This is a genomic window from Pectobacterium peruviense, from assembly GCF_002847345.1.
Classification (GTDB): domain Bacteria; phylum Pseudomonadota; class Gammaproteobacteria; order Enterobacterales; family Enterobacteriaceae; genus Pectobacterium; species Pectobacterium peruviense.
This window is the reverse complement of the sequence record NZ_LXFV01000011.1, coordinates 21,091-47,253: the sequence shown is the minus strand read 5'-3', so window position 1 is coordinate 47,253 and position 26,163 is coordinate 21,091. Positions and strand designations below refer to the sequence as shown.

The following is a 26,163-nucleotide window of genomic DNA, read 5'->3' as shown; positions in this document are numbered from 1 at the left end:
GTTATATTTTTATTTAATGCCAGGGCAATGTGATTATCTGTCTTGGCATCTATTTATTATTAAGACAGTTCTTCTTGATCGCCTGAGCCATGCAGCATTTCTTGAATCTGCTGATAAACTTCGGCGGCAGACAAATTGCTATATGATGTTTTACTCTCAAAATGTAATACCTGTTCGCCACCAGAACTATGAAGAGCGCTCATGAGAGCTAAATCTTCCTGTGTGATGCGCTGTCCTGTAAAGGCATCAAACATTTCAGAATTACCATCTGGGTATTTAATCACAGAAACTAGCTTACCGTTGTACAACGGTATACCCGTCATCGCCAGAGAGTATTCTGTGGCGGTTTTCTGTTGTGCCTTAATCTGTTCAGGCGGAGGCGTATCTTTCTCTTCAGCAGCGCGCTTCTTTTGAGAAGACAGCGTGACCTTCGTGCTCTCGTTTGAGCCCGGCATATTTTGAGAGTCGGAGTTTGTTGATGTATCGGTTTTATTTCCTGAACTGATGGCTGCAACCACAGTCGGGTTGGCGGCCGCGCCAATAGGGGGCATGGTAGCCGGGGTCGTCGTATTCACGAGTTGAATATCTGGAATCACCACAATATAACTCCTTCTTATATCTATTTAATGCTGGTAATGGTTTTTACCAGTGAGTTACTTCAGTGTGTTAAAACCACATACGTTAATGCCAAAACTGTTGAAATGCAGGTGGCTGACACAAGCAGGTTAATTATCTTCCTTGGAAGAGGTATCAATCTGCTGAGTATAATTCCCTATTATTCAACACGATGACGTTAAATAAATGGTTCAGTAAGAACACAGTTAATGTAAAACAGTATTTATGCCAGACACTATTTATGCAAAATGCAATCGCATTAAAAACACCCTATCAGAAAAGGTATCGGCTATTTTTTCTGCTTCATTAATATCCAAAAGGCATAAGATTTAATTTTTTGATTACCAATCGTGAGATTTTATGCGGTCAAACATCTCAATTTTTAAAAAACAGAAAACTATCATGGTATTAGTATCAGTCGGTGATACCTCTTATCATGTATGTGCTCTACAAGTGCGGGGGAACGCGATACACTGTTTTCCTTATTTTTGTCCTGTTAAGAAGCACTATGCCCAGTATTAAACTGACGGTGAACTATTTGTATCGGCAATCAGGCGAAACGCGCGAAGCGTCGCAGGCGACAGCCCGTGTATTTGCTGGTGATGATCTCATTGCTACTGAGGTGATTACCGGTATGACGGAAAGCCCAGTCGATAAGTATTTGCACTACTCTGGGCCTGAAAATCAGCCTGTCCGTGTTGAATGGGATTGTCAGGGAACAACGGTGATGACGGTTTCTGCGGTGGAAATCTGCCCCTGTTGTCACCATGATTAGCCTGCTGGGTTGAAACTGCGCGCCGTTTTTGCGCGATAAGTTTCATGATTGACGCACTAAACAACACGAGTTGCAGAAAACCAACGCCCATGCGGCTTGAAGTATGACGGGTAGACAAGGTGAATGTATGAAATTAGCGGTATCAACCTTAATAGCCTGTGGACTGTTGACGGCAACATGGGAAGTGCATGCTGGCTGGTATGTCGTGAGCAATTACGAAGGCCACATTGGGCCTTATCCGGTGCATTTTTCATTGCAGAAATACAGCTCTGACCAAGATAAAAATCTTCTGGGGAGCTACTTTTACGATAAATACCGAGCGCCGATTCCTCTGTATGGACGACTTTCGGAAACGTCGCTCGAGATCTGCGAAATCCATTCCCCGCAGGATTATGATAAATATATCATTCAGGGCGTTAAGTCCGGTATCGATACGACCCAGTGCCCGTTTAAATTGACGGAAATGGGGGAAGAACTCCGTGGCGAATGGTCAAACGGAAAGGCACGTTATGATGTGAGTTTACGGCGTGTGGCATCCTTTGACGATAGCGAGCAGCCCGCCAAGCTAGAAGGACAGGTTGATATCCCTTTCTGGGGGCAAACGGCGACGCATAGCTTCGTTGGGGTGTATCAAAACAGTGACACGGGGATGGTTGTTGAGGGAATCAAGGCGATCAATAAAAAGAGCGGCAATGTCGATCAGCTTCTCAAACCTGATTTTCAGCAATGCCAGTTTGGTTTTTTCATGACCCCAATTTATATGAATATTGAGAACGGCGTAGATAACCGCAGCATTACGCTGAACTGCTATTCTCATGGTGGAGGCGATGTGCTATTGGAATACCGTTTTGATGCGGTCAACCAGCATTATGAGGTGGTCAGCGAGTAAAGATCCTAACGGGTTAGGATCTTTGCTGATTTTTATATATAAATTTCATGCATTATTTTGCAGGCTAAATATATAGTATTTTATTGTTGGAAATAAATGATTTTTACTTCCTCTTCTTTCTTGATAAAAGTGTTCCTTCCTACACTTTCATCATGGTTACACTTTTGACTATTGATGGTATTGGCTTTAAAAGGACTGTCCTTTGCTAAAGGAGTTAATATGCTTTCAGGAAAGAAAACGACGCTAGTATTCTCAATGTTATTTGTCACTTTTTCTTCATATGCAGATAATTTCCCTAAACTGAATCAGGCGTTGCCATCAGGAATTGATGCGCGAGCAATTTCGCCTGTATTTGACTTTGATTCGGATGGCTGTCTTCCCAGCGCGGGAGTCAGTCGTAATGGCGTGCAGAACGGCGGGTTGAAACCATCAGGAAATATAACGGGTGGGTGCCGGTGGAGTAATTTTCTCGATTCGTCAAATACATTGCACCGATACGCCTGTGTGAATTCTGGTGGCTCTCGTTATTGTGGTAGCTTCTATGCACTCTATTTTTTAAAAGACCAAATACTCAATGGTGTCAACTCAGGGCATCGCCATGATTGGGAGCATATCGCTATCTGGACTAAAAATGGGGTAGTGACGCATGGTAGCTACAGTGCACATGGTAAGTTAACGACCAAAGATGCGTCGAGTATCGACAAGCAGGATGGTCATCTGAAATTTGTTTATCACAAAGATGGCGCATTAACCCATGCTTTCCGTTTTTCTAAAACGAATGAACAGGCGGAAAACCCGTATGGAAAATTTGTCACGCCAGATATTATCAGCTGGTATTCAATGTATGGTGACGGCATTAATAATCAAGAGTTGCGTAACCGATTAAATGCGTTTAACTATGATTCAGCCTCAATTCCCCTTAAAGACGGTAATTTCCTAACTAACCTGAATAATGGCCGCCCGGCTGGCTACCCAGAATTTACCGATGTCAGTATAACGGCATCGAAATAATCATGATAAGAGAGGTATGGTCAATCATACCTCTTTCTATTATGGGGTGTTCTCCTATTTTTCGCTTCTCAATGTATTGAAACCTTTTAATGTTGGCTTCTCATTACTGATTGGGGACGTAATGCATGAGAAATAGCGTCGGAGAAATAGCGGACAGGAAAGATATTTATCCTACGAAGGGGATGACACTCTAAAATTATAGTAAACGTTGGCTACGTTTCATCTTTAACTCACTATCAGTACCATCAATGATCTTAAAACCTAAGCGTTGGTAGAGCGTTATTGCCCTGTTGCCTTTTAAAACACTCAGAGTAACCGGGACGTTGGCTTCATCCGCCTGCTGCAAAAATCTGTTTAATAGCCATTCTGCAATACCCTGACCTTGATAAGTTGGCAAAATCTGGATTTGTATAATGGCCCACTCATTGACGCCCTTGTGTCGTTTGAATAACCCAATAGGTTCAGATCCCATCAGCACAATATAGGCGTCGTTATAATGATATTTGATTCGCTGCCAGTGCGCCGAATCATCAGCAATAATACCCGCTTTTTGAAGATGCTCATCCATCGTCGCGCGGCGAAGTTCGAACAGGAATCGCTCGTCCTCCGACGTAGCCAGACGAAGCGTGACATCGCACCATTCCATATAACCTCCGTATCGTTAGATGAACATTGTGTGAGTATTCCCGTCCATATTGACAAAATCAGAGAGTTATCATCAAATAATCTTCAGGAATACAGATAAATCAAGGAAGTAAGTATGAGGTTTTTATGGTTAACGTTGCTCTGTTGCGCTGTTCTTTTCTCGCCACTTTCCTTTGCTGTCGATGTATCTAAAGTTTATGGAAGAATTCAAATTGTTGATTCGTTTCCAGACTATAAGGTGCAGATTGTCAACGCGCACGAACACCTAAGAGTAGAAAAAGTTACCGCGTTCGCTAACCGAGCAGGAAAATGGGAAATTGTTGATAATTTTCCTGATTTTAAGATTCAGATTGTCGATGTTCACCCTGACTTCAAAATTAGGCTTGTCGATAATTTCCCCGGTCCAACTCGATGATAAGCGGTGTTCTTATGCAGATGTGGATACAGCATCGTCGTTTTTAGCCGACGATATATATCACTTAACTTCATGATTTAGTAAGGAAAATAGGGGTGTGTTAAGTGCTTCGAGACGTGTAAGTGGTGTCCCCGACTGGAATCGAACCAGTAACTAGCCCTTAGGAGGGGCTTGTTATATCCGTTTAACTACGGGGACGTGAAGCGCGGCCATTATACGCATTTTTGCTCTGAGAATAAGCACTTAACGGCGCGTTTGCTCAAAGTGTCGGCAATCAGCGTTTCTGTCGGTGTTCTTTCTCATCATTCTCATACGCCTTTTGGCGTTTGGCGTGGGATGAACCGTTCATGTCGTTGCGAATTTGCGCATGGCTGATGAGTGCGAAAATAAAGGTGCCGCCGATAATATTCCCTGCCAGCGTGGGCAAGGCAAACGGCCAGATGAAAGCCTGCCAGGGGATGTGGCCAATAAACGCAAGATAGAAAATTTCTGATGCACCAGCCACGATGTGGGTGAGGTCACTGAAAGCAATCATCCAGGTCATGATGATGATAATCCACAGTTTGGCAGAGTAAGCACGGGGCAGCATCCAGACCATTGTGGCAATAATCCAGCCGGAAACAACGGCATTGGCAAACATCTCTGTCGGTGAGTTCTTCATAACCTTCATGGCGATGTCGACTAACGCCTCCCGCGTTTCACCATCAAAAACGGGCATATAGGTGAAGGCGAGGGCAGCCAAGGCTGTCCCGATCAGGTTGCCTGTCAGCACGATGAACCATAATCGACCCAGCAGATAGAAATTGCTGCGAGTTGGCTTATGCATGATGGGAAGCACCGCTGTAACCGTGTTTTCGGTAAACAGCTGCTGGCGCGCCATAATGACAATTACAAAGCCGATGGTGTAACCGAAGCACTCCAACAAAAAGCTGCCGGGCACGCCAACCAGATGGTTGTGGAGCATGCCGACCGCCATAAATGATGTTCCCATGGAGATTCCCGCCGCAATCGCCGACCACAATAACGCCATCGCATCGCGTTCCAGCTCCTTTTGTCCTTCCTGACGAATCTCTTCATGGATCGCGGCGGCAGGGGAGGGTAAATGCTCTTCGTCAATATTGATCGCTTTTCCCTGCGTGTTTTCTTCACTCTCTACCGCAACGTCGTTTTCTTTCTCTTGTCGGGTCTGCCTGGGTTTTGAAGATGGGTTCATGGCGATCCTCTCGGCGATTGGGCTGATTGGCGCTTGGGTAATGATGCAGAAGTTGCGGGTGTGAGTACGACACCCCCGATGATAAGCGTAGTCAGTTTTTACAACATGGGATGCCACCACGTGACTCACTGAAGTGCTATGCTGTGAGAGGAATAATGAAATACCGTGCTGTTGCCCACGCTGGATCGCGTGTCGTAACGACAGCGCGCGCTGTCCCCATAAGAAAAAATGGCAAACCTCTGAAAATGTAGTAATGCGTAAGCCAACGTAGCGATAGATCAATAAAATGTTACACTGTTGGCCGATATCCCGTCCTTGTCGCTCAGCCTGATAGGCTGGAGTTGATACTGGGAATACCCATTTTCGGTCGCGGGTATATACCCTAAATAATTCGCGTTGCGGGCAGGCGGTAAGTGAAGGAATCCGGATGAGCTTACTCAAGTAAGTGATTTGGGTAAGTGAACGCAGCCAATGCACGTGCAGCTTGAAGTATGACGGGTATAGCACACTATAAATCAGGGAGAACAGATATGAATTACCGCCTGAGTGGGGTGGTGTTTGCCAGCGTGTTACTCATCGGCTGCGCCAGTTCCGGGGATCGCGCTCAAGAAGGACGTTCTGATCCGCTTGAAGGCTTTAACCGTACCATGTTCAACTTCAACTACGACGTGCTGGATCCTTATGTGGTACGTCCGGCGGCTGTTGCCTGGCGCGATTATGTGCCGACGCCCGCGCGTAACGGACTGGGGAACTTCTTCAGTAACCTGGAAGAGCCTGCGACGATGGTGAACTACTTCGTTGAAGGTAAACCGTATAAAGCGATGATTCACTTTAACCGCTTCTTCCTGAATACCTTGCTCGGGATGGGGGGGCTGATTGATGTGGCATCCATGGCGAACCCTAAACTGGCGAAAGAAGAGTCTCGCCGTTTTGGCAGTACGCTAGGTAATTATGGTGTAGGGTACGGGCCTTATCTGGTCGTGCCTGGCTACGGTAGCGTGACATCGCGTGAAGATGGCGGTGGCGTAGTGGATACGCTGTATCCGATGCTGAGCTATCTGACGTTCTGGATGTCAGCGGGCAAGTGGGCTATCGAAGGGCTGGAAACGCGAGCACAGCTGTTGGATTCCGATGGCTTACTGCGTAATTCTTCCGATCCTTACCTGATGATACGTGAAGCCTATTTCCAACGGCACGATTTCCTCGCTAGTGATGGGCAAATCACCCCGCAGCAGAATCCGAATGCTGCCGCGATTGAAGACTCGCTCGACGAGATCGATTCAGCGAAATAGCGTTGTAGATTGTCACGCATTTCAAAGGCACCTGCGGGTGCCTTTTGTTTTTATAAAATACGGCTAAACTTACTTTTACCATGATGATTCTGTGGTTTGTTTCTTAAAAGTTATTACTTTGTTGTTCATTTATTTACTTACTAAAATTTATTTCCTCCCGTCAGATAACAATAATGTAACGTCATTAACCGGTACGGATGATCATCATGGCTGAAATGTGTCAGCGTGCTGATTTTTTTGTTAGCAAAGTGATTAACAAAAGGGTCATAACAACGATGCTTTTTACTCATAGTGGTGCGCCCGCGTGTTAATGAATGCCTGGAATTCTATTTACCTGCACTTATAAAAATAGAGATATAAGCATGAAAAAACTACTTGCTATGTTCTTCTGCCTCAGCGTGGTGGTTAGCGCCCCACTGGCGATGGCTGAAGATGCTAAAACGACAGAGAAGACAACGGATGTGGTACTGATCGGCGGGGGCATTATGAGCTCTACGCTGGGCGTGTATTTACAGGAACTGCAACCAGATTGGTCTATCGATATGGTTGAACGTATGGATAACGTGGCGGAAGAGAGCTCTAACGGCTGGAATAATGCCGGTACGGGGCACTCTGCTTTCATGGAACTCAATTACACGCCGGATAATCCCGACGGCCCAATCAATATCAGCAAAGCGCTGGAAATCACTGAAGCGTTTGAAATTTCGCGCCAGTTTTGGTCCTATCAGGTGAAAAACGGCGTGCTGAATAATCCGCACGCTTTCATTAACAGTGTGCCGCATATCAGCTTTGTCTGGGGCGACGAAAACACCGCCTTCCTGAAGCATCGCTATGATGCGATGCAGCACAGTACGCTGTACCGTGGCATGGAGTTCTCTGACGATCCGAATACGATCAAAGAGTGGGTTCCGTTGGTGATGGAAGGTCGCGATCCAGCTCAGAAGATTGCCGCCACCCGTATGCCTATCGGCACCGACGTGAACTACGGTGAAATCACACGTCAGCTGGTTGGCGCGATGAAAACCAAGTCCAACTTTGCGCTGCACTTGAATTCAGAAGTCCGTGATATCAAACGTAATGCGGACAACACCTGGAGCGTGACTTACGCCGATCTGAAGAACGGCGAAAAAGAGAGCGTGATTAAGGCGAAATTCGTCTTTATTGGTGCGGGTGGCGCGGCACTGCAACTGTTGCAAAAATCCGGTATTCCTGAGGCCGATCTGTACGGTGGCTTCCCGGTTGGCGGCGAATTCCTGGTGACAGAAAACCCGGAAATCGTTAAACGCCACATGGCAAAAGTGTATGGCAAAGCCTCTGTAGGTGCGCCACCGATGTCCGTTCCGCATCTGGACACCCGTATTTTTGACGGCAAGCCAGTCCTGCTGTTCGGGCCGTTTGCCACCTTCTCCAGCAAGTTCCTGAAGAATGGTTCGCTGTGGGATCTGATCGGTTCCGTGACCTTCTCCAACGTGATGCCAATGACGCACGTCGGTCTGGATAACTTCGATCTGGTGAAATATCTGGTCGGTCAGGTCATGATGGATGACGACGATCGTTTCGCTTCGTTGCAGGAATACTTCCCAAATGCGAAGAAAGAAGACTGGAGACTGACGGTTGCAGGGCAGCGTGTCCAGGTTATCAAGAAAGATGATGATAAAGGCGGCGTGCTGAAGCTGGGTACTGAGATTGTCAGTTCGCAGGATGGCTCGATTGCTGCGTTGTTGGGCGCTTCTCCGGGGGCGTCTACCGCAGCGCCTATTATGCTGAGCCTGCTGGAAAAAGTGTTTAAAGATAAAGTCGCAACGCCTGAATGGCAGAGCAAGCTGAAAGAGATTGTTCCGTCTTATGGTCAGAAGTTGGACGGTAATATTGATATGACCAATAAAATCCGTAGTTACACCAGCAGCACGCTGGGTCTGGATTATATTGAGGTTAAGCCTGAGTAATCGGTATTAACCGGAAAGAACGATGTAAGGCCGCGAAAGCGGCCTTTTTTGTTGCTTCGCCTTGGTAGAACAGTGCAATAAAAAAGCAGGTAAGTTGCCTTACCTGCTTTTATGTAGAAACCCGTAGGTTATTTAGAACGCATAGTTGAAGTTCACGCCGTACAGCCAGGCCTTACCTTTAGAGCTGAAGTTGTAACTTGGAGAACCTGCTCTATCAGAGATAGGTTCGCTGATATCAACTTGCTTACCATGCATATAAGACACGCCAACATCAACAGACGCGTCTTTATTGAAAGCGTAAGTAGTGCCTGCGCTCAACCAGAAACGGTCCTGATCGGGGATAGAGATAGAACGTCTATCGGCTGGTACCGGGCTATCATCAAACGCGATACCGCTACGGAACGTCCAGTTATCGTCATGATAGTAGGTGGTGCCGAGTGCGATACGGTAGGCATCACGGAAGCCTTCCTCTTTCTGGAACAGCGTGTTACCACTGTTACCTGTCGCTTTCAGTTCCTGGAAATGGCTCCAACTGGTGTAGGTCAGGCTGTAGTGAACTGCCCATTTCGGCGCTACACGGTGGTAGGCAGATGCTTCCCACATTTCTGGCAGATTGAGTGTTAATTGACCTGGTACTGTTGCACCATTGAGGGCACCAGGTCCAGCGGACCGTTGGTTACTGTAATCGCCATTGAAATCGATATCGACTTTGGAACGATAGGTCAGGCCGACGCGATTATTTTCATCCACTTCATACAGAATGCCAGCGTTCCAGCCGTATCCCCATTCTTTACCTTCCAGACGAGCCATCTCTGAAGATGGGCCAGCAACGGCACCCTGAGCGCCGCCCGCACCGGCAGGAACATTAGCCAGTTCACCAGCGCGCCGAATAAACTTGGCATCGGCATAAACTGCGTTAACCCCTAAACCAAAACTGAAATGTTGATTCAGGCGATACGCAGCGCTCAGGTTCAGGTTTGACGTCAATAGGTCGGTTTCTCCGCCGATAGAACCTGCTGCATAGTTATCATTAAATTTAGTCGCCAGACCATAGTTAGTGGTGGCAGATGCGCCAACCGCCCACTGCTCATTCAGTGGCATGATGAAATGCAGGTTCGGTACCCAGGCGTGCGGTGCAATATTTTTGGCGCTGGTATCTTGTCCTGTCAGGGAATTTTTCCCCTGAACATCAATATCTGGATTGATATAGGTAACACCACCGGAGAACGATGGGCGGTCAAACATGGTCATGGTCGCCGGGTTACGGCTGCCAGAGGTCGCATTGTCGGCTACTGCACCTTCACCAGAAAACGCGCGTCCCAGACCAGATGATGAGTATTCATTAAGCTGGAAACCAGCCGCGGACACATTTGCTGAAAACAGGGCCACCGCAACAGCAATTGTGGATTGTTTGAACAGGTTTTTCTGGCTCATGACCAAAACCTCTTTATATGCTTGTTATTTAACTTTGTTACACGGAGTAACAAGGGACGCGCATTGTAGGGGGCGCACTCAGCCTGACAAATCAGACCAGTTGGCAAAGTATAAGTTGGGAATACGATAATGTTGCGGCGGTGTATTCAAAATATTTCCAAAATGATGCAAAATTTAGATCTGCTTAACGTTTTGGTTAATTTGTGTGAGGAAATATTACTCAGCTTTCACTGCCCGATAACACCTTAATGTGACTGATATCACTAAAATTACCGGTTGGCATGAAGTGCTGGTACTGCTTTGGGGTGAGGGAGTAAAATGTAAGGAAGATAAAAATTTTTGAACTGGATCATATCTCCCGCGTTTTAAGAGGAAAGCATCATGACGAACGTAATCAACAAATGCAGTGCTGAAGAAACCGCAGCCTGCTGCTGTGTCGATGTCGGCACAATCATGGATAACACGGATTGCACTGCATCTTACAGCAAAGTGTTCGGCGATCGTTCTGACGCGGAAGCGACATTAGCGGCCCTGACGGAAAAAGCGCGTGCGGTAGAGTCTGAACCTTGCGAAATCGCCAGCACGTTGGAAGACGTAGACGGCGGCGTTAAGCTGGACATTAATTTTACGTTCAGCTGTCAGGCTGAAACGATGATTTTCCAGCTCGGCCTGCGTTAATTTCTGTGTTGGCAGGAGCCCTTTCGCGGCTCCTGTTTATTGCTTCCTTTCTTTCCCTAACGTATCGCCTTACCTCTTTTTTTCTCTTCGCTTCTTACCGTTTCTTCATCTTTGTTCGCCGCTACTTGCATGCTCTTCACACTTTTATGTTGCGTGGCTTTGCGTAATGTAACTATCTGGTTAACAATGAAATCAGGTCTGACCTGTTGTGCGCGTACTTTATTTTAGGTTAACAGGAGCGTTTATGAGCGAGGTATTACCTCTGATAACCCGCCGTGGCGATCGCATTGCGTTCGTGAGCGGATTACGCACCCCATTTGCCCGGCAGGCAACGGCCTATCATGGCGTACCTGCCATCGAATTAGGGAAGCTTGTCACCAGTGAGTTACTGGTTCGAACCGGTATCGATCCTGAGCTGATCGAGCTATTGGTGTTCGGGCAGGTGGTCCAAATGCCCGAAGCGCCGAATATCGCCAGAGAGATCGTGCTCGGCACGGGCATGAGCGTGCATACCGATGCGTATAGCGTTTCCCGCGCCTGTGCTACCAGCTTTCAGGCTGTCGCTAATGTGGCGGAAAGCATTATGGCGGGGACGGTGGAAGTCGGTATTGCCGGGGGCGCGGATTCCTCTTCGGTGCTACCGATTGGTGTCAGTAAAGCGCTGGCCAGAACGCTGGTGGATATGAATAAGGCTCGAACGTTGGGCCAGAAGTTGAAGCTGTTAAGCGGCTTGCGTCCAAAAGACTTGCTCCCAGTTGCGCCCGCCGTAGCGGAGTATTCCACCGGGCTGCGTATGGGCGATACCGCAGAACAGATGGCAAAAACTTACGGCATCACGCGTCAAGAACAGGATGAACTGGCACATCGTTCGCACAAACTGGCAGCACAGGCCTGGGAATCTGGCGTGCTGCGGGATGAAGTGATGACGGCTTACGTTCCTCCTTATGAGAAGGCACTGAGTGAAGATAACAACGTGCGTCATGACTCCGCCATAGAGCAGTATTCCCGCTTACGTCCGGCGTTCGATCGTCGGCACGGTACGGTAACGGCGGCGAATAGCACACCGCTAACGGATGGTGCGGCAGCAGTCTTGATGATGAGTGAATCCAAGGCCAAAAGTCTGGGACTTACGCCACTAGGCTATCTGCGCAGCTATGCATTCAGCGCCATCGGTGTGCAGCGAGATATGTTGCTGGGGCCGGCATATGCTTCTCCACTTGCGCTGGCAAGGGCCGGTGTGACGTTGGCTGATCTAACGTTAATTGACATGCACGAAGCCTTTGCCGCCCAGACGCTGGCAAATCTGAAGCTGTTTGCCAGCGATGAGTTTGCTCGGAATCAATTGGGCAGAAACGCTGCGCTGGGCGAGGTGGATCGTGCCAAATTCAACGTGCTGGGTGGCTCTATCGCCTATGGGCATCCTTTTGCCGCCACTGGCGCGAGGATGATTACTCAAACGCTGAATGAACTGCGCCGTCGCGGTGGCGGGCTGGGGTTAACCACCGCTTGCGCGGCGGGTGGGTTGGGCGCGGCGATGGTACTGGAGGTGACGCCATGAACGATCAACAGCCTTTCTCCGTTACAGCATCACCTACAACGGAAAGCCCGTCTGCATTTTCCCTCACAATCCGGCCGGACAACATCGGTGTGATCAGTATTGATGTCCCCGGCGAGAAGGTGAACACGCTAAAAAGTGAATTTGCAGAACAAATTCTCTCGGTCTTCGAGCTGGCGCGGCAGCATGCGACGCTCAGAGGGCTAATTTTTATTTCCGCCAAGCCTGATTCGTTTATCGCTGGGGCGGATATCACCATGTTGAACCAGTGCAGTAGCGCCGAGCAGGCCGAAAATCTGGCGAAGCAAGGGCAGGAAACGTTTGATCAGATTGCAGCGCTGCCTTTCCCCGTGGTGGCAGCGATTCACGGTGCCTGTTTGGGCGGTGGGTTGGAGTTGGCATTAGCCTGCGACTATCGCGTTTGCTCGCTGGATGATAAGACGGTGCTGGGGCTACCGGAAGTGCAGCTTGGCCTCCTTCCTGGTTCAGGAGGAACGCAGCGTTTGCCACGCTTGATTGGTCTGGATAGCGCACTGGATCTCATTCTGACTGGTCGCCATCTCCGTGCGAGTCAGGCGCTGCGGCAAGGGCTGGTGGATGAGGCAGTTCCACACGATATCCTGCTGGATACGGCAGTCGAGATTCTCAAAAAAGGCAAAAGGAAGGTGGTGCCGTTGGGCTGGCGTTCGCGTCTGCTGAGTAGCCCAGGCATTCGCCATTTGCTTTTCAAAATGGTGAAACGCAAGACCCGCGCGAAAACACATGGCAACTATCCTGCCACTGAAAAGATCATTCAGGTGGTACGCCGAGGAATAGAGAAAGGCCGTGAGGACGGGTATCGGCAGGAGGCGCGAGCGTTCGGTAAGCTGGTGATGACGCCGGAATCTGCCGCACTACGCCACCTGTTCTTTGCCTCGAATGCGTTAAAGAAAACTTCCGGCGCAGCCTCTGACGCGAAGCCGATCCATCGTGTTGGCATTCTCGGTGGCGGGTTGATGGGAGGGGGAATCGCCAGTGTCACTGCGACGCGCGGACAGTTGCCTGTTCGCATTAAAGATATCAATGAGCAGGGCATTAACCATGCGTTGAAGTACAACTGGCAATTGCTGACCAAGCGTGTTCAGAGCAAACGAATGAAGCCGACGGAGCGCCAGCGCTTGATGACGTTGATTTCTGGTAGTACGGACTATCGTGGTTTTGAACATGCGGATATCGTCATTGAAGCGGTTTTTGAAGATCTGGCGCTGAAGCGGCAGATGGTGGCGGAGATTGAAGATCATGCCGCGCCGCACACTATTTTCGCGTCAAATACCTCCTCATTGCCGATCCATCAGATCGCGGAGGGCGCGCGCCATCCCCAGCAGATTGTTGGCCTGCACTATTTTAGCCCGGTAGATAAAATGCCGTTGGTAGAGGTCATTCCCCATGCGCACACCAGCGCGGAGACGGTTGCGACGACGGTTTCCCTAGCGAGAAAGCAGGGGAAAATTGCGCTCGTCGTGAGCGACAGCGCGGGTTTCTATGTGAATCGCATATTGGCGCCTTACATCAACGAAGCGGCTTACTGCCTGCTGGAAGGGGAGCCGATTGAATCGATTGACTCTGCGCTGGTGCGTTTTGGCTTCCCCGTTGGCCCGCTCGCGCTGCTGGATGAAGTCGGTATTGATGTCGCGACCAAAATTGTTCCGGTACTGAGTGAAGAACTCGGCGATCGCTTTACCTCCCCGCCAGCGTTTGATGCGATCCTGAAAGACGGGCGTAAAGGGCGCAAGAATGGCAAAGGATTCTACCGATACAATAAAACGCGCCGTTTCTGGCACACGGGGAAAGAAGTCGACAGCTCGGTTTATCCGCTGTTGGATGTGACGCCGAAGGCGCATCTCGATCCTGCATTAATCAGCCAGCGTGCCGTGATGATGATGTTGAATGAGGCGGCGCGTTGTCTGGATGAAGGCGTGATTCAATGCGCTCGTGACGGTGATATCGGCGCAGTATTTGGTATTGGCTTCCCACCTTTCCTCGGCGGCCCATTCCACTATATGGATCGTCTGGGGATGGAAACGGTAGTGAAGACGCTGCGGGTACTGCAACAACAGTATGGCGATCGGTTCGCACCCTGCGAACGTTTGCTCACGATGCGGGAAGGCCAGCGGACGTTCTATCCGCCAGCCGATGAAGACAGTAGCACTAGTTGATCGTGACGTTAATCGTGACGGTATCTTTATATGCGCCCTCCGGTTTACTGGCCTGGCTGGCGTTAATGCGGGCGGTGTACGGGATACTCTGCGTAATCCCCGTTCCCGCTCCGCTATAATCGTTAGTCTCGGTCCAGGCGACGTTCCCGGTACGGTAGAGCTGGTATTGCAAGTAGTAATCCGTACTGTTAACGGTTGCCGTCATTCTGCGCCAGTTGGCATCGTCGGGATGGTTACTGACGAGTTTGACGGTATACGCGCCCAATAGCGTACAGCGAACGCCAAGGCTATTATTGACCGCCGCGAAATCGGCAGGAAACGCCGCAACACCAAAGCTGATATTCGGCGCGCTGGTGATCTGGCAATCATTGGTGATGGTCATGGTGATATTGAGCGTTGAGGTCGTTGATCCTTCATCGTAAACGCAGAGGCCTAATGCACCCAGCGCACAAAGTCGGTAATCCCATTTGATGGTCACTGTGTCGGTGTAGGTCCCCGCGGAAATGTTGTTGCCTATACTGGTGCGGATATAGATCGGCATCGTGCCGTCAGTGGAGTTGAACAGGCCCAATATGTCCAGAAAGGTCGTCCGAGTCCACGTGTAGGTTGAGTTGATGTTATAGAGCGTACCGCAGCCAGAATCCATGCACAGGCTGTAGGGAACATAGTCTGAGCTTGTCCCCCTGCGCATCCGCATGGTGGTGCCGCTGGGGTTGCTATCACTCTGTATTGTGGCGGTGATGGTATTGGTACTGGCTAAACTCAACACGCTCCCCGTGCAGCGAAACCCACTTCCCGATGCCACGATCTGTGGCGTACCGTTAACGCCGACCACCGAAGAGCCATAAGGCCCCAACGGGGTATTACTGGGCGGCGTTGTACAGGCTGCATAGCTAAAAGGCGCGTAATACAACCCCATCAGCAGGAAGGCCAAATGTAGCCAACGGGCGGCCCGCCGATTGGTGGCGAAGAGTTGCTTGATCTGCGGTATCGGGGTCAGCATCGTTTTATCCTTTTGAGTCAGTCTGGCAGGTAAGCGGGCCGATGGTTGCCATCATGGTCTGTGATTCCGGCAGTGAGAACGCCACGCGGCAAAGCCGTCCATCTTCTTGTTTAAAGCGTAAGCGGTTAGAGGTTCCCAGATTGGCGAAGTAAGCAAGGCCATCGTAACCGCTTATCGTGGTGTCGCCGCTGGTTTCGTCTGTTATCCAGGTGCCAATGGTGAGTGGGTTACCATCCGTATTGCGCAATCGGATGTTGGCGGATCGCACGGCATGAACAGGGAATTTTACGACAGTGCCGCTGCCTTCTTTTACCGCCACGCGTGATTCCACCTGTGGGGTAGTGACGTTGGCTGGCAGTTGTAACGTATCGATTTCTACTTTCGCAGGGTAATTGGACACGACCCACGGTACGAGTAAATGGCCGCGTTTATTGGTTTTCCCCACCAACTGATTTTCATATTTTACCGGTACGTCGGGGTATCCCTCGGTATCGACAACAATAAAGGCGTCGTTGATGCGGTTACTGGGGAAAAGTCCCCCGTTCATGTAGATCAGTGAACCGCTCAGTTCACCCCACTGTGTCGTACTCCCTTCATTGCCATAGACTCCGCCAGCTAGCATGGCATAAGGGCCGCGCCAGTTCAGAGAGCCTTGATGATAAGGATTTTTGCCCGCACCGTATGCGGCGTTCCAGCCGAATCCGCCTTCTGTCGGCGCGGTACGGTTCACTCCGACACGTGGGGAGTAATCGCCATTGTTGTCGCGCTGAACACCGGCATTGACGTTGCCGTTGTTACCAAAAGGCATCACAAACTGGAGTTGGGCGCTGTAGCCGTTCTCCCCCAGCGCTTTGTTAAAGGCGAGGTAGATAGAACTGCCTTGCCAGATCTGTCGACTGAAAGAGAGATTCAGCAGCCGGGTTCGAGTTGAATCGTAGGCACGAATATCGAAATAACCCACGCCGAACGAACCATTGCCTTCACCGAAGATTTGGCTGCTGATCGTTGCCTGATTACTTTCCCGACTGAGGCGGCCTTCCGTGAGCGCGGCCGTTAAATCGCGGTATTCTTCACTGCGTTTGGCATGTTGAACGCTCAGGCCGAATGCAGAGGTGTAGTAGGAGTAGCCTGCGGTGTATTGGTGTCCGGTGGTTTCTTTTTCGCTCTGACTGTAGGACGAACTCAGTGTTCCCCAGCGCCCTAGGGTAAAATCCGCCCCTGCGCCAAGCAGATACAAATCCTTCACGGCTTCGCCATGCGCCGACACCGTCAGCTTATTGGTCAACCCGTATCGATAGATGCCACTGACGGCCGGATCGTCAGTATAGGAATTATTCTGTATGGCATAGTCCTGACGTAAAACGCCAATGGACAGATCGAAATCGCTTAATCCCTCTCTCAGCAATACGTTGGAGACGTAAAAAGGGATCGTGGTGGAAATCTGCCGCCCCTGAGCGTCCGTAGTAATGACGGTCGCTTCCCCTGCACCGTTCAGATAAGGCGTATTCGTGAGAGTGAAAGGGCCTGCATTCAGGTTGGTACTGTTCGCTTTATAGCCGTTGATAAACAGATCCAGCGTGCTGGGGACGGCGGCCGTGCCGGTATATTGCAACATCGGATAGGTCACGATGTCCGGGCGAAGGCCGAAATTGCGAGCGATGCGCAGGCCGCCCATACGCACCGAGTTGCTCCACGTCAGAGAGTTGCTAATCAGGTCGCCAACCTGATAAGTGATCATTTGGTCGTTGTCGTTGTAGCGCCAATAGGTATCGAAACGCCGATAGCCATCTTGCTGAGAAGTATTGCTACCCGAGGTAAAATAGTAGACGCCCGTATTGGATAAGGTTCCGTAGGGGCTAAAAAAGCGCTGCTCCATCCAACTGTTGAGTGAATCCGAATTGCCGCGGGGTGAGGTGTAATACAGGTTATAGTTGAACAATAAACCGGGACTGCTGCGGGCTGGGAAACGTGCCATGTCTTGCCCTCCGCCTTCAACGGATTGCTCGGGTAGCCAGGGCATGGGCACGGTGAGCTTTAGCTGCTGTATGGCCTGATCGTAATCGGCGGTAACCTCTGGCAGCGCGCTGACATTGACGAGCCCCGTGCTTTGGTCCGGTAGGCGGATGTGATTTGAACGCAGCGTTGCTGCATCCACATAATAGTTTCCTGCACGATAGGTGACAGGGACAACCGCGTTATCACTCTGCCCGTTAACAGAAAGCGTTAAATAGTAAACGGATTCACTGACCGATGGCATGGCGCGGGGAGGGGCGGGAAGATCGGTATAGTCTTCCGCGAAAATCGTCGCAGAATACAGCAGCGCAAATGGGGCATACATGAGCAGGGGCAAGACACCTGCGTTGATCTTCATGTCTGACCTCACCATGACTGCACTGTCAATAAACACGCCTCTGTCGTTAACCGCTCCATCATTCGCGTTTAATCAATATGGGATCGGTGATGTCGATCAGGTGGGTGAAGAGCTGCATCGCCGCAGCCGGTGTGGACACGCCTGCGGGCAGCGGCCAGCGCATCTCTTGCCCTGGTAGCACATAGCCTAAAAAGCCGTTAGTTAACGTTGTCCGACTCCCTTTCCCACTTTGGTCGGCGGACCAATAGACGTTACTCAGGCGGGCATGTACTACGCCTCGGTTACGGACATAAAGATAGTTTTTCCCGCCAACTGCGCTGACTCGCCAACTGAGCACGGGCAGCGTTGGTTCGGTGTTGGTGCGTCGTTTATCGGGGCGAGTATGTGTCCAGACGCCTTGACCATCAAGGAACAAGGGCAGTAGATAACGCATCTGAAATTGCAGCCCCATCTGCGGGGTATCTTGTTGGTAGGGTGTGGAAATCTCATCAACGATGATGCGGTAAGCTTGCTCAGTATTAGCAGGGGCTGGGTTGACGCGAATCAGGCGTACCATATTGCGCTTACCTGGTTCCAGCGTCATGAACGGCGGTGTGGCAATCACGTTACTTTGTTCGGCATAACGATCCTGAAAGTCTATTTGCTTCCAGGACATGATGCGGATTTGTAAACCGACGGGCGCGGTACCTTTGTTTTCCAGCCATAGCGCTGAACTGTTCTCATCTGATTCAATGACCTGATAAATCGGCCAAACGAGAATAGAACTGGCGGCAAAGCAAGATAAGCTGATACCACTTAACAAAAAGACCATTGCCCGAATAAAAAACGTTATTTTCCTTTTCATCCTGTATTTATCCCGTTTTATTTTAATAAGTCAGGCTGACGGTCACGTTATCGGTATAAACCCCCGCTGGAGGCAGAGGCGTGCCGCCAAAATAGCGGGCATAAACGGTGTAAGTCTGAGTAGTAGTCGGAAAAGAGACGATACTGAGCGCCAGACCTCCCGTTCCCCATACCTGCGTGCGGGCGGCATCGCGGTAAAGCTGGTAGGCCAACAGCCGCGTTCCTGCCGCATTTTTCAGATAACGCTGTGCACTGCTGCCGCCATTGGCACCGTAGTCCAACTCAATGGTGGCGTTAATGCCAGGTGTGCAGGTGGCGATAATCGATCCGCCTCCGCTTGCGCTGGCAACATCCACGTTGGTCGCGGTGGCGCTGCGCGTCCCGAAATTAAGCGTACCCATATTGGGTTGACTGCTTGCTGTGCTGGTGCCAAACACACAGCCCTTTTGTATCGTTGCTGTGACATCGAATGTGCTGCTGACCGTGAGCGCCATCGTCACCGTAGGGACAAGGGGGCCAAACAGCATGAGTGATAAGATTAATGCTGACGGAGAACGCATCGCGATACCGATGGCTACTTAGCCTGAACCGCGGTATGGGACATATTCGGAGTCGCCTGCAGGGAGTAGGCAGTAAACACGGCACTGTGTATGAGATGTAGTGACATAACGACTCCTTTTCTTGTGGGTCAGCGACCCTAAAAAGGCCGACATGCGAGCATGCCAGCCTGTAAAAAATTACCATTCGATCGTTGCAGTGACAGTGTCGGTATAAGTGCCCGCTGTCGGTGATAGAACGGTTTGATCTGCTGGCAGGATACGTGCGTAGACCGGAACCAACTGCGGGTTGCCCGTTGCAGTAATGGCAATACCACTTCCACTATTGAGTGGTATCTCGGTGGTACGTGTTGAGTCACTGTATAGACGATAAGGTACGTTATAGGTCCCTGTACCCGGTGCGAGTCTGCGTAACGATGCGGTATCGTTCGCACCTGAGCCAATGCGCAATGTTGCCGGTGTGCCGACAGAGCAACTGACCGTAATCCCGTTGCCACCGGCGCCGGTGACCAGACCGTCAATGTTGGCCGTCAGATCGGAATGGGAGCCAAAACTGATTGTTCCCCATGTGGTTCCGGCTCCACCCCCATTGTTGACCGTGCAGGCGGCAGTAATAACCAGTGATACGGGGATCTGACCATTAATCGTCACGCTACTGGCTGTGGGAGAAAGGCCGAATGTGGTGAATAGTGTAGCCAGAATAGGTAATGTTATACGTTTAGAATTCATAACGATTCCTTTATATGCATCTCACATATTTTCATCGAAAGTGTTTTCACGAAAGTGTATTGATTCTCGCGAAAACTGCTCGTTACGAGTGACTATTACAAAAGAAATCATAACAAGCCGTTTTAATCAGTACGGCTATTTATATGGCATGGATTAACCGTTTGGGAAAAGATAGAAGGTTTATTCTCTTTCCTAATTACCGGAACCACTGACACAAAAATGTCGCACTGCTGAAATATATATCGCTACTACTTTCAGTACTTTCCGTATGGTGAAAATAATTCTATAAAGGAAACGTGGAGCTAATTTTCTCTTCCATGGTGATGAATAATTTCTAGCATATAAAAATAACAGAGAGACTCCCGACCTTTATCCTGAATTGCACGAGCATCCATAAATAGAAGAGCAATCTATTTTTATTATATGACGTTATATTCCGTATAATTACCTTGTTTATATCAAGTGAAGAACAAAAAAAACGCTATTTAAGATAAAGATAGAAGCAGAGTGGTTGTTTAACAATATTGCAAAATTGATATGTGTTAAAAGAGTGTAAGTTATCGGTTTTTGTATTATTCGTGGTGTTTTATGCTGATTTTTTGTTTTTAATCTGATTTTTAGTTAAATAAATTGATTTATTTGTAATTGATTATAATGTCCATCTTGAGTTTTTGGATATCTGTTTCTAAGATGATGTGTTCGGTTGGATGTCTTTAAACCTTTTATTTATCATGTAATTACTGAAGATGAGTGGGGGATGGATGTGCTTCATACAGAAACCCGATGTCAGGCGAGTTTATCAGGGCGCTAAACTCAGGTAACCTACAGGGATAAAACAGGTTAGACCCTACATAATTCGAGTTGCAGGCGCAGGATAATGCATACCTATGCAGCTTGGTTTATAGAAGATACATCATATATTTCATTAACATAGCGGTGTGATATGCAAGTGTTGATAATGCGTCATGGCGATGCGGTACTTGATGCAGCGAGTGATGCTGTCCGGCCATTAAGCGACGGTGGTCGTGATGAATCTCGTCAGATGGCGTGTTGGTTGAATGAGCAAAATATCGATATTGAGCGCGTTCTGGTGAGTCCTTATTTACGCGCCCAGCAAACGCTCGACGTGGTGAAAAAAGCGCTGCCTTTGCCGGAAGAAGCGGATTGCCTCAATGAACTGACGCCCGGCGGCGATGCTCAGCTTGTCAGCTATTATCTGCAAACGCTGGCGAGAGAAGGTGTTGGGGCGGTTCTGGTTGTTTCGCATCTGCCGCTGGTGGGCTATCTGGTTGCTGAATTATGCCTGAATGAAACGGCTCCAATGTTCGCCACCTCCGCTATCGCTTGTGTCAAGGTAGACATTGAATCCGGCAATGGGGTGCTGCACTGGCAAGTCAGCCCGGCACAACTGACGGCGAAACCCTGATTTCTCATTGAGAAACTCGATATTCATGCGGTATGAGGCGTGTAGCGTGCTGCACGCCTTGTCATGTTTGAAGTATGACGAAGATTACTCAAGCGAAGGCGCTTCCAGCGCAACCAGCACCAGCAGTGCTGCACTCCCACCAAATTCTTTCGGCGCCTGATGAAAAGCCAGGACGTCAGGGTGCTGTGCCAGCCAGAGCGGCGTTTGTTGCTTAAGAATATGTTTGCCGTGCCCGTGCATCACGCAGGTGCAGTAAACGTGCTCCCTGCGGCAGGCTGCCAGCAGCGCGCCCAACTCCTGTTTCGCTTGAAGCTGCGTCAGGCCGTGTAGATCCAGAAATAGCTCCGGTGAATAATCCCCACGTCGGAGTTTCTTCAATTCATAATGACTGGCGCCAGGGCGGACATAGCGCGTTGGACCTTCTGCATCCAACTGCGGCTGAAATTCATCGGAAAAATAAAAACTGGCATCGACCTGTTCTTGCAATGCCCGTTTTGCCGGCAATTCGCCTATTTTCCTGCGCAGCGGTTTGTGGGTATAGGTATCCTGACGCAACTTTTTTGTGCCAGTGATTGACGTGCGAAAAAGCTGCAATTCGTCGTCATTCAGCGAATATTTCTTACTCATCTTTCATTCATCTTGCGTCAACATTCGATCAGTTTACCTTGTCTCTCCGCTGTCGCTAAATAAAAGTCTGTATTGGGGCGCGTTCAGTCGGTTATATCTGCTGATTTGTCGCGGGCTTCATGGCAAACTAAGCGCCAATTTCCTAATTCAGAACTGTCTGCGGAGGACACCCTTGGACAAAATTTTCGTCGATGAGGCCGTCAGTGAACTTCATACCATTCAGGATATGTTGCGCTGGGCTGTCAGCCGGTTTAACGCAGCCAACGTCTATTACGGTCACGGAACGGATAATCCCTGGGATGAAGCTATACAGCTGGTATTGCCTAGCCTGTATCTGCCGCTCGATATTCCTGAAGATATGTACACGTCCCGTTTGATCACTAGCGAACGGCAGCGCATTGTTGAACGCGTGATCCGCCGCGTCAATGAACGTATCCCGGTCGCCTATCTGACCAACAAGGCTTGGTTCTGCGGCCTGGAATTCTATGTTGACGAACGCGTCCTGGTGCCGCGTTCTCCTATCGGTGAGTTGATCAATAACTACTTTGGTGAGCAATTGCCAAAAGCGCCAAACCTTATTCTGGATCTGTGCACGGGTAGCGGCTGTATTGCTATTGCCTGCGCTCAGGCGTTCCCAGAAGCGGAAGTCGATGCGGTGGATATCTCCAGCGATGCGCTGGCGGTGACCGAGCAAAATATTCAGCAGCACGAGCTGGAATACCGTGTGACGCCAATTCGCTCTGACCTGTTCCGCGATTTACCTGCGATTCGCTATGATCTGATTGTGACCAATCCACCGTATGTGGATGAAGAAGATATGTTCGATCTGCCGCAGGAATTCCGTTTCGAGCCTGAATTGGGGCTGGCGGCGGGCAACGACGGTCTGGATCTGGTTCGTCGTATTCTGGCCTGTGCGCCAGACTATCTTAGCGATGACGGCGTGCTGATTTGCGAAGTGGGTAACAGCATGGTGCACCTGATCGATCAATATCCAGAGATTCCGTTCACCTGGCTGGAGTTTGATAACGGCGGTGACGGCGTGTTTATGCTAACCCAATCACAGCTGATTGATTGCAAAGATCATTTTAGCGCTTACCGTGATTAAACGGTCATAACGATATTCATCAGCCTTACCGTTAGCGTCGTTGACCAGACGGTAAGGCAGAAATAGAACACATGCGAAGGAGTTGTGATGGCAGGCAACAGTATTGGGCAATTTTTCCGCGTCACTACATTTGGTGAATCCCACGGTATTGCTCTGGGATGTATTGTTGATGGCGTACCGCCGGGTATTCCACTGACGGAAGCGGATTTGCAACACGATTTGGATCGCCGCCGTCCGGGGACTTCCCGCTATACGACGCAGCGCCGCGAGCCCGATCAGGTCAAGATTCTGTCCGGCGTTTTTGAGGGCGTGACAACAGGGACCAGTATTGGTCTGTTGATTGAAAACACCGATCAGCGTTCTCAGGATTACGGTGCGATTAAAGACGTCTTTCGCCCCGGCCACGCCGATTACACTTATGAGCAAAAATACGGCCAGCGTGACTACCGTGGCGGCGGCCGCTCTTCGGCGCGCGAAACCGCAATGCGAGTTGCTGCCGGTGCTATTGCGAAGAAATACCTGCAACAGCAACACGGTGTGAAGGTTCGTGGCTATCTGTCACAGATTGGCGATGTCACCTGCGAGCTGAAAGATTGGGAACAGGTTGAGCAAAACCCGTTCTTTTGCCCCGATATCGACAAGCTGGACGCATTGGATGAACTGATGCGAGCGCTGAAAAAAGAGGGCGACTCCATTGGCGCGAAGGTTAGCGTCGTGGCGGAATCGGTGCCTGTCGGGTTAGGCGAACCGGTCTTTGACCGTTTGGATGCCGACTTGGCACACGCGCTGATGAGCATCAACGCGGTGAAAGGCGTTGAAATCGGCGATGGGTTTGCGGTTGTCACCAAACGTGGCAGCGAAAACCGTGACGAAATTACCCCGGAAGGCTTCCAGAGCAATCATGCTGGTGGCATTTTGGGGGGAATCAGCAGCGGCCAGAACATTGTCGCGCATCTGGCGTTGAAACCGACCTCCAGCATTATGGTGCCGGGGAAAACGATCAATCGTCAGGGTGAAGCAACGGAAATGGTCACGCGCGGGCGTCACGATCCGTGTGTGGGTATTCGTGCGGTGCCGATTGCCGAAGCGATGATGGCGATTGTGTTAATGGATCACCTGCTGCGCCAACGCGCACAGTGTGGGGATGTGAACAGTCAGGTTCCTCGCTGGTAAAAATAATGAAACAAGGGTTAATCGGGGTTCTCGCGCTGGCACTAAGCGCACCTCTGTTGTCGAACGCCGCATGGGCGAAAACGCCCTGGCAGGAGATCGCGCATCCGGTCGCAGGTACGGCGCAGTCAATTGGTAGTTTTTCCAATGGCTGTATCATCGGTGCTCAACCGCTGCCGTTGCAGTCTCTGGATTATCAGGTGATGCGCGTCGATCAGCGCCGTTATTTCGGTCACCCCGATCTTCTGGCGTTTATTCACCGCCTGAGCAACGAGGTGAAGCGCACGACGTCAGGCAATGTGCTGGTGGGGGATATGGGAATGCCTGTCGGCGGACGTTTCAGCAGCGGCCACGCCAGTCACCAATCCGGGCTGGATGTGGACATCTGGCTGCAATTACCCCGACAGCGCTGGAGTGAGCAACAATTGCTGAAACCACAGCCTATCGATTTGGTTAACGCCAGCGGGCTTAACGTTAACCCGCGCGTTTGGCGACCGGAAGTCACTACCCTGATCAAAACCGCCGCACTGGACAGCGAAGTGACGCGCATCTTCGTCAATCCGGCGATTAAAAAGCAGCTGTGTGCCGAAGCGGGTCACGATCGTGACTGGCTGCGAAAAGTTCGTCCTTGGTTTGCGCATCGTGCGCATATGCACGTGCGTTTGCGCTGTCCGGCAGACAGCCTGGAGTGTCAGGAACAGAGCGAACCGCCCATCGGTGATGGATGCGGTGCTGAGTTAACCAGTTGGTTCCAGCCGAAGCAACCGAGTAGCGAAGCGCCAGAGAAAACCACGCCGCCGCCGTTGCCACCTTCTTGTCAGGCATTGCTCGACAGACATTTTGCCGCGAGATAACGAATAACGATGGATTGGTTAGTGCTTGGGCCAGAAATGCTGGCCGTGCTGTTTTTTGTCGGGGCGTTGGCAGGGTTTATTGATTCGATTGCAGGTGGCGGTGGGTTATTGACGATCCCAGCGTTGCTGGCGGCGGGTTTATCTCCGGCACAGGTGCTGGCAACGAATAAACTTCAGGCTGTCGGTGGGTCTTTTTCCGCCAGCCTGTATTTCATTCGTCGCCGCGCGGTGAATCTGGGCGAGCAGAAACTGGCTATTGCGCTGACGTTTGTCGGTTCGACCTTTGGTGCCTGGCTGATTCAGCAAATCCACGCCGATTTTCTACGCCAGCTGTTGCCGTTTCTCATTATTGGCATTGGTCTCTACTTTTTACTCACGCCCAAAATTGGTGATGAAGATCGGCAGCGTCGCCTGTCACCGCTTCCGTTTGCAATTGTGGCAGGCGGCTGTGTCGGCTTTTATGATGGTTTTTTCGGCCCCGGTGCTGGGTCGTTTTACGCTCTGGCTTTTGTCACCCTGTATGGTTTCAATCTGGCAAAAGCGACGGCGAACGCCAAAATCCTGAACTTTACCTCTAACTTCGGTGGGCTGTTGTTTTTTATGCTCAGCGGAAAAGTGGTTTGGGTGGTCGGGGGTGTGATGCTTATCGGGCAGATCCTCGGTGCGCGGCTTGGCGCCAAAATGGTGATGACGAAAGGGCAAAAGCTGATTCGTCCTATGCTGGTGCTGGTTTCAGCCATCATGAGCAGCAAGCTGATTTATGACAGCCATGGGCATGCGATTGCTGCTTGGCTGGGACAATTTTTATGATCGCA

General features: G+C 50.2%; 24 protein-coding genes and 1 tRNA gene. 14 read left to right on the top strand and 11 right to left on the bottom strand.

Annotation, left to right across the window (positions count from 1 at the left end):
- Positions 1 to 59 precede the first annotated feature (59 nt).
- Positions 60 to 599 carry a hypothetical protein gene (locus tag A0G03_RS09885; RefSeq protein WP_048261226.1) on the bottom strand — a complete coding sequence of 180 codons (540 nt, stop codon included), beginning with the start codon at positions 597 to 599 and terminating at the stop codon, positions 60 to 62.
- A 524-nt stretch (positions 600 to 1,123) separates the two neighbouring features.
- Here A0G03_RS09885 and A0G03_RS09880 point away from each other — a divergent pair.
- The 3 genes from A0G03_RS09880 (at position 1,124) to A0G03_RS09870 (ending at position 3,290) form a co-directional block, all read left to right on the top strand.
- A complete protein-coding gene (locus tag A0G03_RS09880; protein WP_048261223.1) occupies positions 1,124 to 1,390 on the top strand; it encodes a hypothetical protein in 267 nt (88 codons plus the stop codon).
- 127 nt (positions 1,391 to 1,517) lie between these two features.
- Positions 1,518 to 2,279, top strand: coding sequence for a hypothetical protein (locus tag A0G03_RS09875; protein ID WP_048261221.1), 762 nt, complete (start codon positions 1,518 to 1,520; stop codon positions 2,277 to 2,279).
- Positions 2,280 to 2,498: 219 nt separating this feature from the next.
- Positions 2,499 to 3,290, top strand: coding sequence for an NPP1 family protein (locus A0G03_RS09870; protein ID WP_048261218.1), 792 nt, complete (start codon positions 2,499 to 2,501; stop codon positions 3,288 to 3,290).
- A 196-nt stretch (positions 3,291 to 3,486) separates the two neighbouring features.
- On the opposite strand, the gene A0G03_RS09865 is transcribed toward A0G03_RS09870, so the two are convergent.
- Positions 3,487 to 3,936, bottom strand: coding sequence for a GNAT family N-acetyltransferase (locus tag A0G03_RS09865; RefSeq protein WP_048261216.1), 450 nt, complete (start codon positions 3,934 to 3,936; stop codon positions 3,487 to 3,489).
- A gap of 114 nt (positions 3,937 to 4,050) precedes the next feature.
- On the opposite strand from A0G03_RS09865, the gene A0G03_RS09860 reads away from it, so the two are divergent.
- Positions 4,051 to 4,350 carry a 7(1) septoil knot domain-containing protein gene (locus A0G03_RS09860; protein ID WP_048261215.1) on the top strand — a complete coding sequence of 100 codons (300 nt, stop codon included), beginning with the start codon at positions 4,051 to 4,053 and terminating at the stop codon, positions 4,348 to 4,350.
- A gap of 123 nt (positions 4,351 to 4,473) precedes the next feature.
- Here A0G03_RS09860 and A0G03_RS09855 read toward each other — a convergent pair.
- Both A0G03_RS09855 and A0G03_RS09850 read right to left on the bottom strand, forming a co-directional pair.
- Positions 4,474 to 4,548: transfer RNA gene (locus A0G03_RS09855), tRNA-Arg, on the bottom strand.
- 76 nt (positions 4,549 to 4,624) lie between these two features.
- The gene (locus A0G03_RS09850) at positions 4,625 to 5,563 is read right to left on the bottom strand and encodes a formate/nitrite transporter family protein (protein WP_048261213.1); all 939 of its coding nucleotides are present in this window, start codon (positions 5,561 to 5,563) and stop codon (positions 4,625 to 4,627) included.
- A gap of 530 nt (positions 5,564 to 6,093) precedes the next feature.
- Here A0G03_RS09850 and mlaA point away from each other — a divergent pair.
- Both mlaA and mqo read left to right on the top strand, forming a co-directional pair.
- Positions 6,094 to 6,855, top strand: a complete 762-nt coding sequence (mlaA, locus tag A0G03_RS09845) for a phospholipid-binding lipoprotein MlaA (protein ID WP_048261210.1) — start codon at positions 6,094 to 6,096, stop codon at positions 6,853 to 6,855.
- 362 nt (positions 6,856 to 7,217) lie between these two features.
- Positions 7,218 to 8,801, top strand: coding sequence for a malate dehydrogenase (quinone) (gene mqo, locus A0G03_RS09840; protein WP_048261209.1), 1,584 nt, complete (start codon positions 7,218 to 7,220; stop codon positions 8,799 to 8,801).
- 132 nt (positions 8,802 to 8,933) lie between these two features.
- Here the strand turns inward: mqo and fadL are convergent, their stop codons facing one another.
- Complete coding sequence (gene fadL, locus A0G03_RS09835) at positions 8,934 to 10,235, bottom strand: long-chain fatty acid transporter FadL (RefSeq protein ID WP_048261207.1); 1,302 nt, start codon at positions 10,233 to 10,235, stop codon at positions 8,934 to 8,936.
- 381 nt (positions 10,236 to 10,616) lie between these two features.
- On the opposite strand from fadL, the gene A0G03_RS09830 reads away from it, so the two are divergent.
- From A0G03_RS09830 to fadJ, 3 genes are all read left to right on the top strand, one after another.
- Positions 10,617 to 10,913, top strand: coding sequence for a YfcZ/YiiS family protein (locus A0G03_RS09830; protein ID WP_080965250.1), 297 nt, complete (start codon positions 10,617 to 10,619; stop codon positions 10,911 to 10,913).
- Between the two features lie 244 nt (positions 10,914 to 11,157).
- Positions 11,158 to 12,471, top strand: coding sequence for an acetyl-CoA C-acyltransferase FadI (fadI, locus tag A0G03_RS09825; RefSeq protein ID WP_048261205.1), 1,314 nt, complete (start codon positions 11,158 to 11,160; stop codon positions 12,469 to 12,471).
- Positions 12,468 to 14,663, top strand: a complete 2,196-nt coding sequence (gene fadJ / locus A0G03_RS09820; RefSeq protein ID WP_048261203.1) for a fatty acid oxidation complex subunit alpha FadJ — start codon at positions 12,468 to 12,470, stop codon at positions 14,661 to 14,663. The genes fadI and fadJ overlap by 4 nt, the downstream gene beginning before the upstream one ends.
- On the opposite strand, the gene A0G03_RS09815 is transcribed toward fadJ, so the two are convergent.
- From A0G03_RS09815 to A0G03_RS09795, 5 genes are all read right to left on the bottom strand, one after another.
- A complete protein-coding gene (locus A0G03_RS09815) occupies positions 14,656 to 15,666 on the bottom strand; it encodes a Csu type fimbrial protein (RefSeq protein ID WP_048261202.1) in 1,011 nt (336 codons plus the stop codon). The genes fadJ and A0G03_RS09815 overlap by 8 nt on opposite strands.
- A 4-nt stretch (positions 15,667 to 15,670) precedes the next feature.
- Positions 15,671 to 18,037 carry a fimbria/pilus outer membrane usher protein gene (locus tag A0G03_RS09810; protein ID WP_048261200.1) on the bottom strand — a complete coding sequence of 789 codons (2,367 nt, stop codon included), beginning with the start codon at positions 18,035 to 18,037 and terminating at the stop codon, positions 15,671 to 15,673.
- A 58-nt stretch (positions 18,038 to 18,095) separates the two neighbouring features.
- Positions 18,096 to 18,881 carry a fimbrial biogenesis chaperone gene (locus A0G03_RS09805; RefSeq protein WP_048261199.1) on the bottom strand — a complete coding sequence of 262 codons (786 nt, stop codon included), beginning with the start codon at positions 18,879 to 18,881 and terminating at the stop codon, positions 18,096 to 18,098.
- 22 nt (positions 18,882 to 18,903) lie between these two features.
- Complete coding sequence (locus A0G03_RS09800) at positions 18,904 to 19,440, bottom strand: Csu type fimbrial protein (RefSeq protein WP_048261197.1); 537 nt, start codon at positions 19,438 to 19,440, stop codon at positions 18,904 to 18,906.
- 177 nt (positions 19,441 to 19,617) lie between these two features.
- Positions 19,618 to 20,166 (bottom strand): Csu type fimbrial protein, encoded by a 549-nt coding sequence (locus tag A0G03_RS09795; protein ID WP_048261196.1) that lies wholly within the window; start codon positions 20,164 to 20,166, stop codon positions 19,618 to 19,620.
- A gap of 943 nt (positions 20,167 to 21,109) precedes the next feature.
- Here A0G03_RS09795 and sixA point away from each other — a divergent pair.
- Positions 21,110 to 21,592 (top strand): phosphohistidine phosphatase SixA, encoded by a 483-nt coding sequence (sixA, locus tag A0G03_RS09790; protein ID WP_048261194.1) that lies wholly within the window; start codon positions 21,110 to 21,112, stop codon positions 21,590 to 21,592.
- 84 nt (positions 21,593 to 21,676) lie between these two features.
- Here the strand turns inward: sixA and smrB are convergent, their stop codons facing one another.
- Positions 21,677 to 22,219, bottom strand: a complete 543-nt coding sequence (smrB, locus tag A0G03_RS09785) for an endonuclease SmrB (RefSeq protein ID WP_048261193.1) — start codon at positions 22,217 to 22,219, stop codon at positions 21,677 to 21,679.
- 172 nt (positions 22,220 to 22,391) lie between these two features.
- Between smrB and prmB the strand changes: the two genes are divergently transcribed.
- From prmB to A0G03_RS09765, 4 genes are all read left to right on the top strand, one after another.
- On the top strand, positions 22,392 to 23,324 hold the full coding sequence (prmB, locus tag A0G03_RS09780) for a 50S ribosomal protein L3 N(5)-glutamine methyltransferase (RefSeq protein WP_048261191.1): 933 nt from the start codon (positions 22,392 to 22,394) through the stop codon (positions 23,322 to 23,324).
- Positions 23,325 to 23,411: 87 nt separating this feature from the next.
- Entirely contained in the window at positions 23,412 to 24,497 is a 1,086-nt protein-coding gene (gene aroC, locus A0G03_RS09775) for a chorismate synthase (protein WP_011094593.1), read from the top strand.
- Positions 24,498 to 24,502: 5 nt separating this feature from the next.
- Positions 24,503 to 25,348 carry a penicillin-insensitive murein endopeptidase gene (gene mepA / locus A0G03_RS09770; protein ID WP_048261189.1) on the top strand — a complete coding sequence of 282 codons (846 nt, stop codon included), beginning with the start codon at positions 24,503 to 24,505 and terminating at the stop codon, positions 25,346 to 25,348.
- 9 nt (positions 25,349 to 25,357) lie between these two features.
- The gene (locus A0G03_RS09765; protein WP_048261188.1) at positions 25,358 to 26,158 is read left to right on the top strand and encodes a sulfite exporter TauE/SafE family protein; all 801 of its coding nucleotides are present in this window, start codon (positions 25,358 to 25,360) and stop codon (positions 26,156 to 26,158) included.
- Positions 26,159 to 26,163 lie beyond the last annotated feature (5 nt).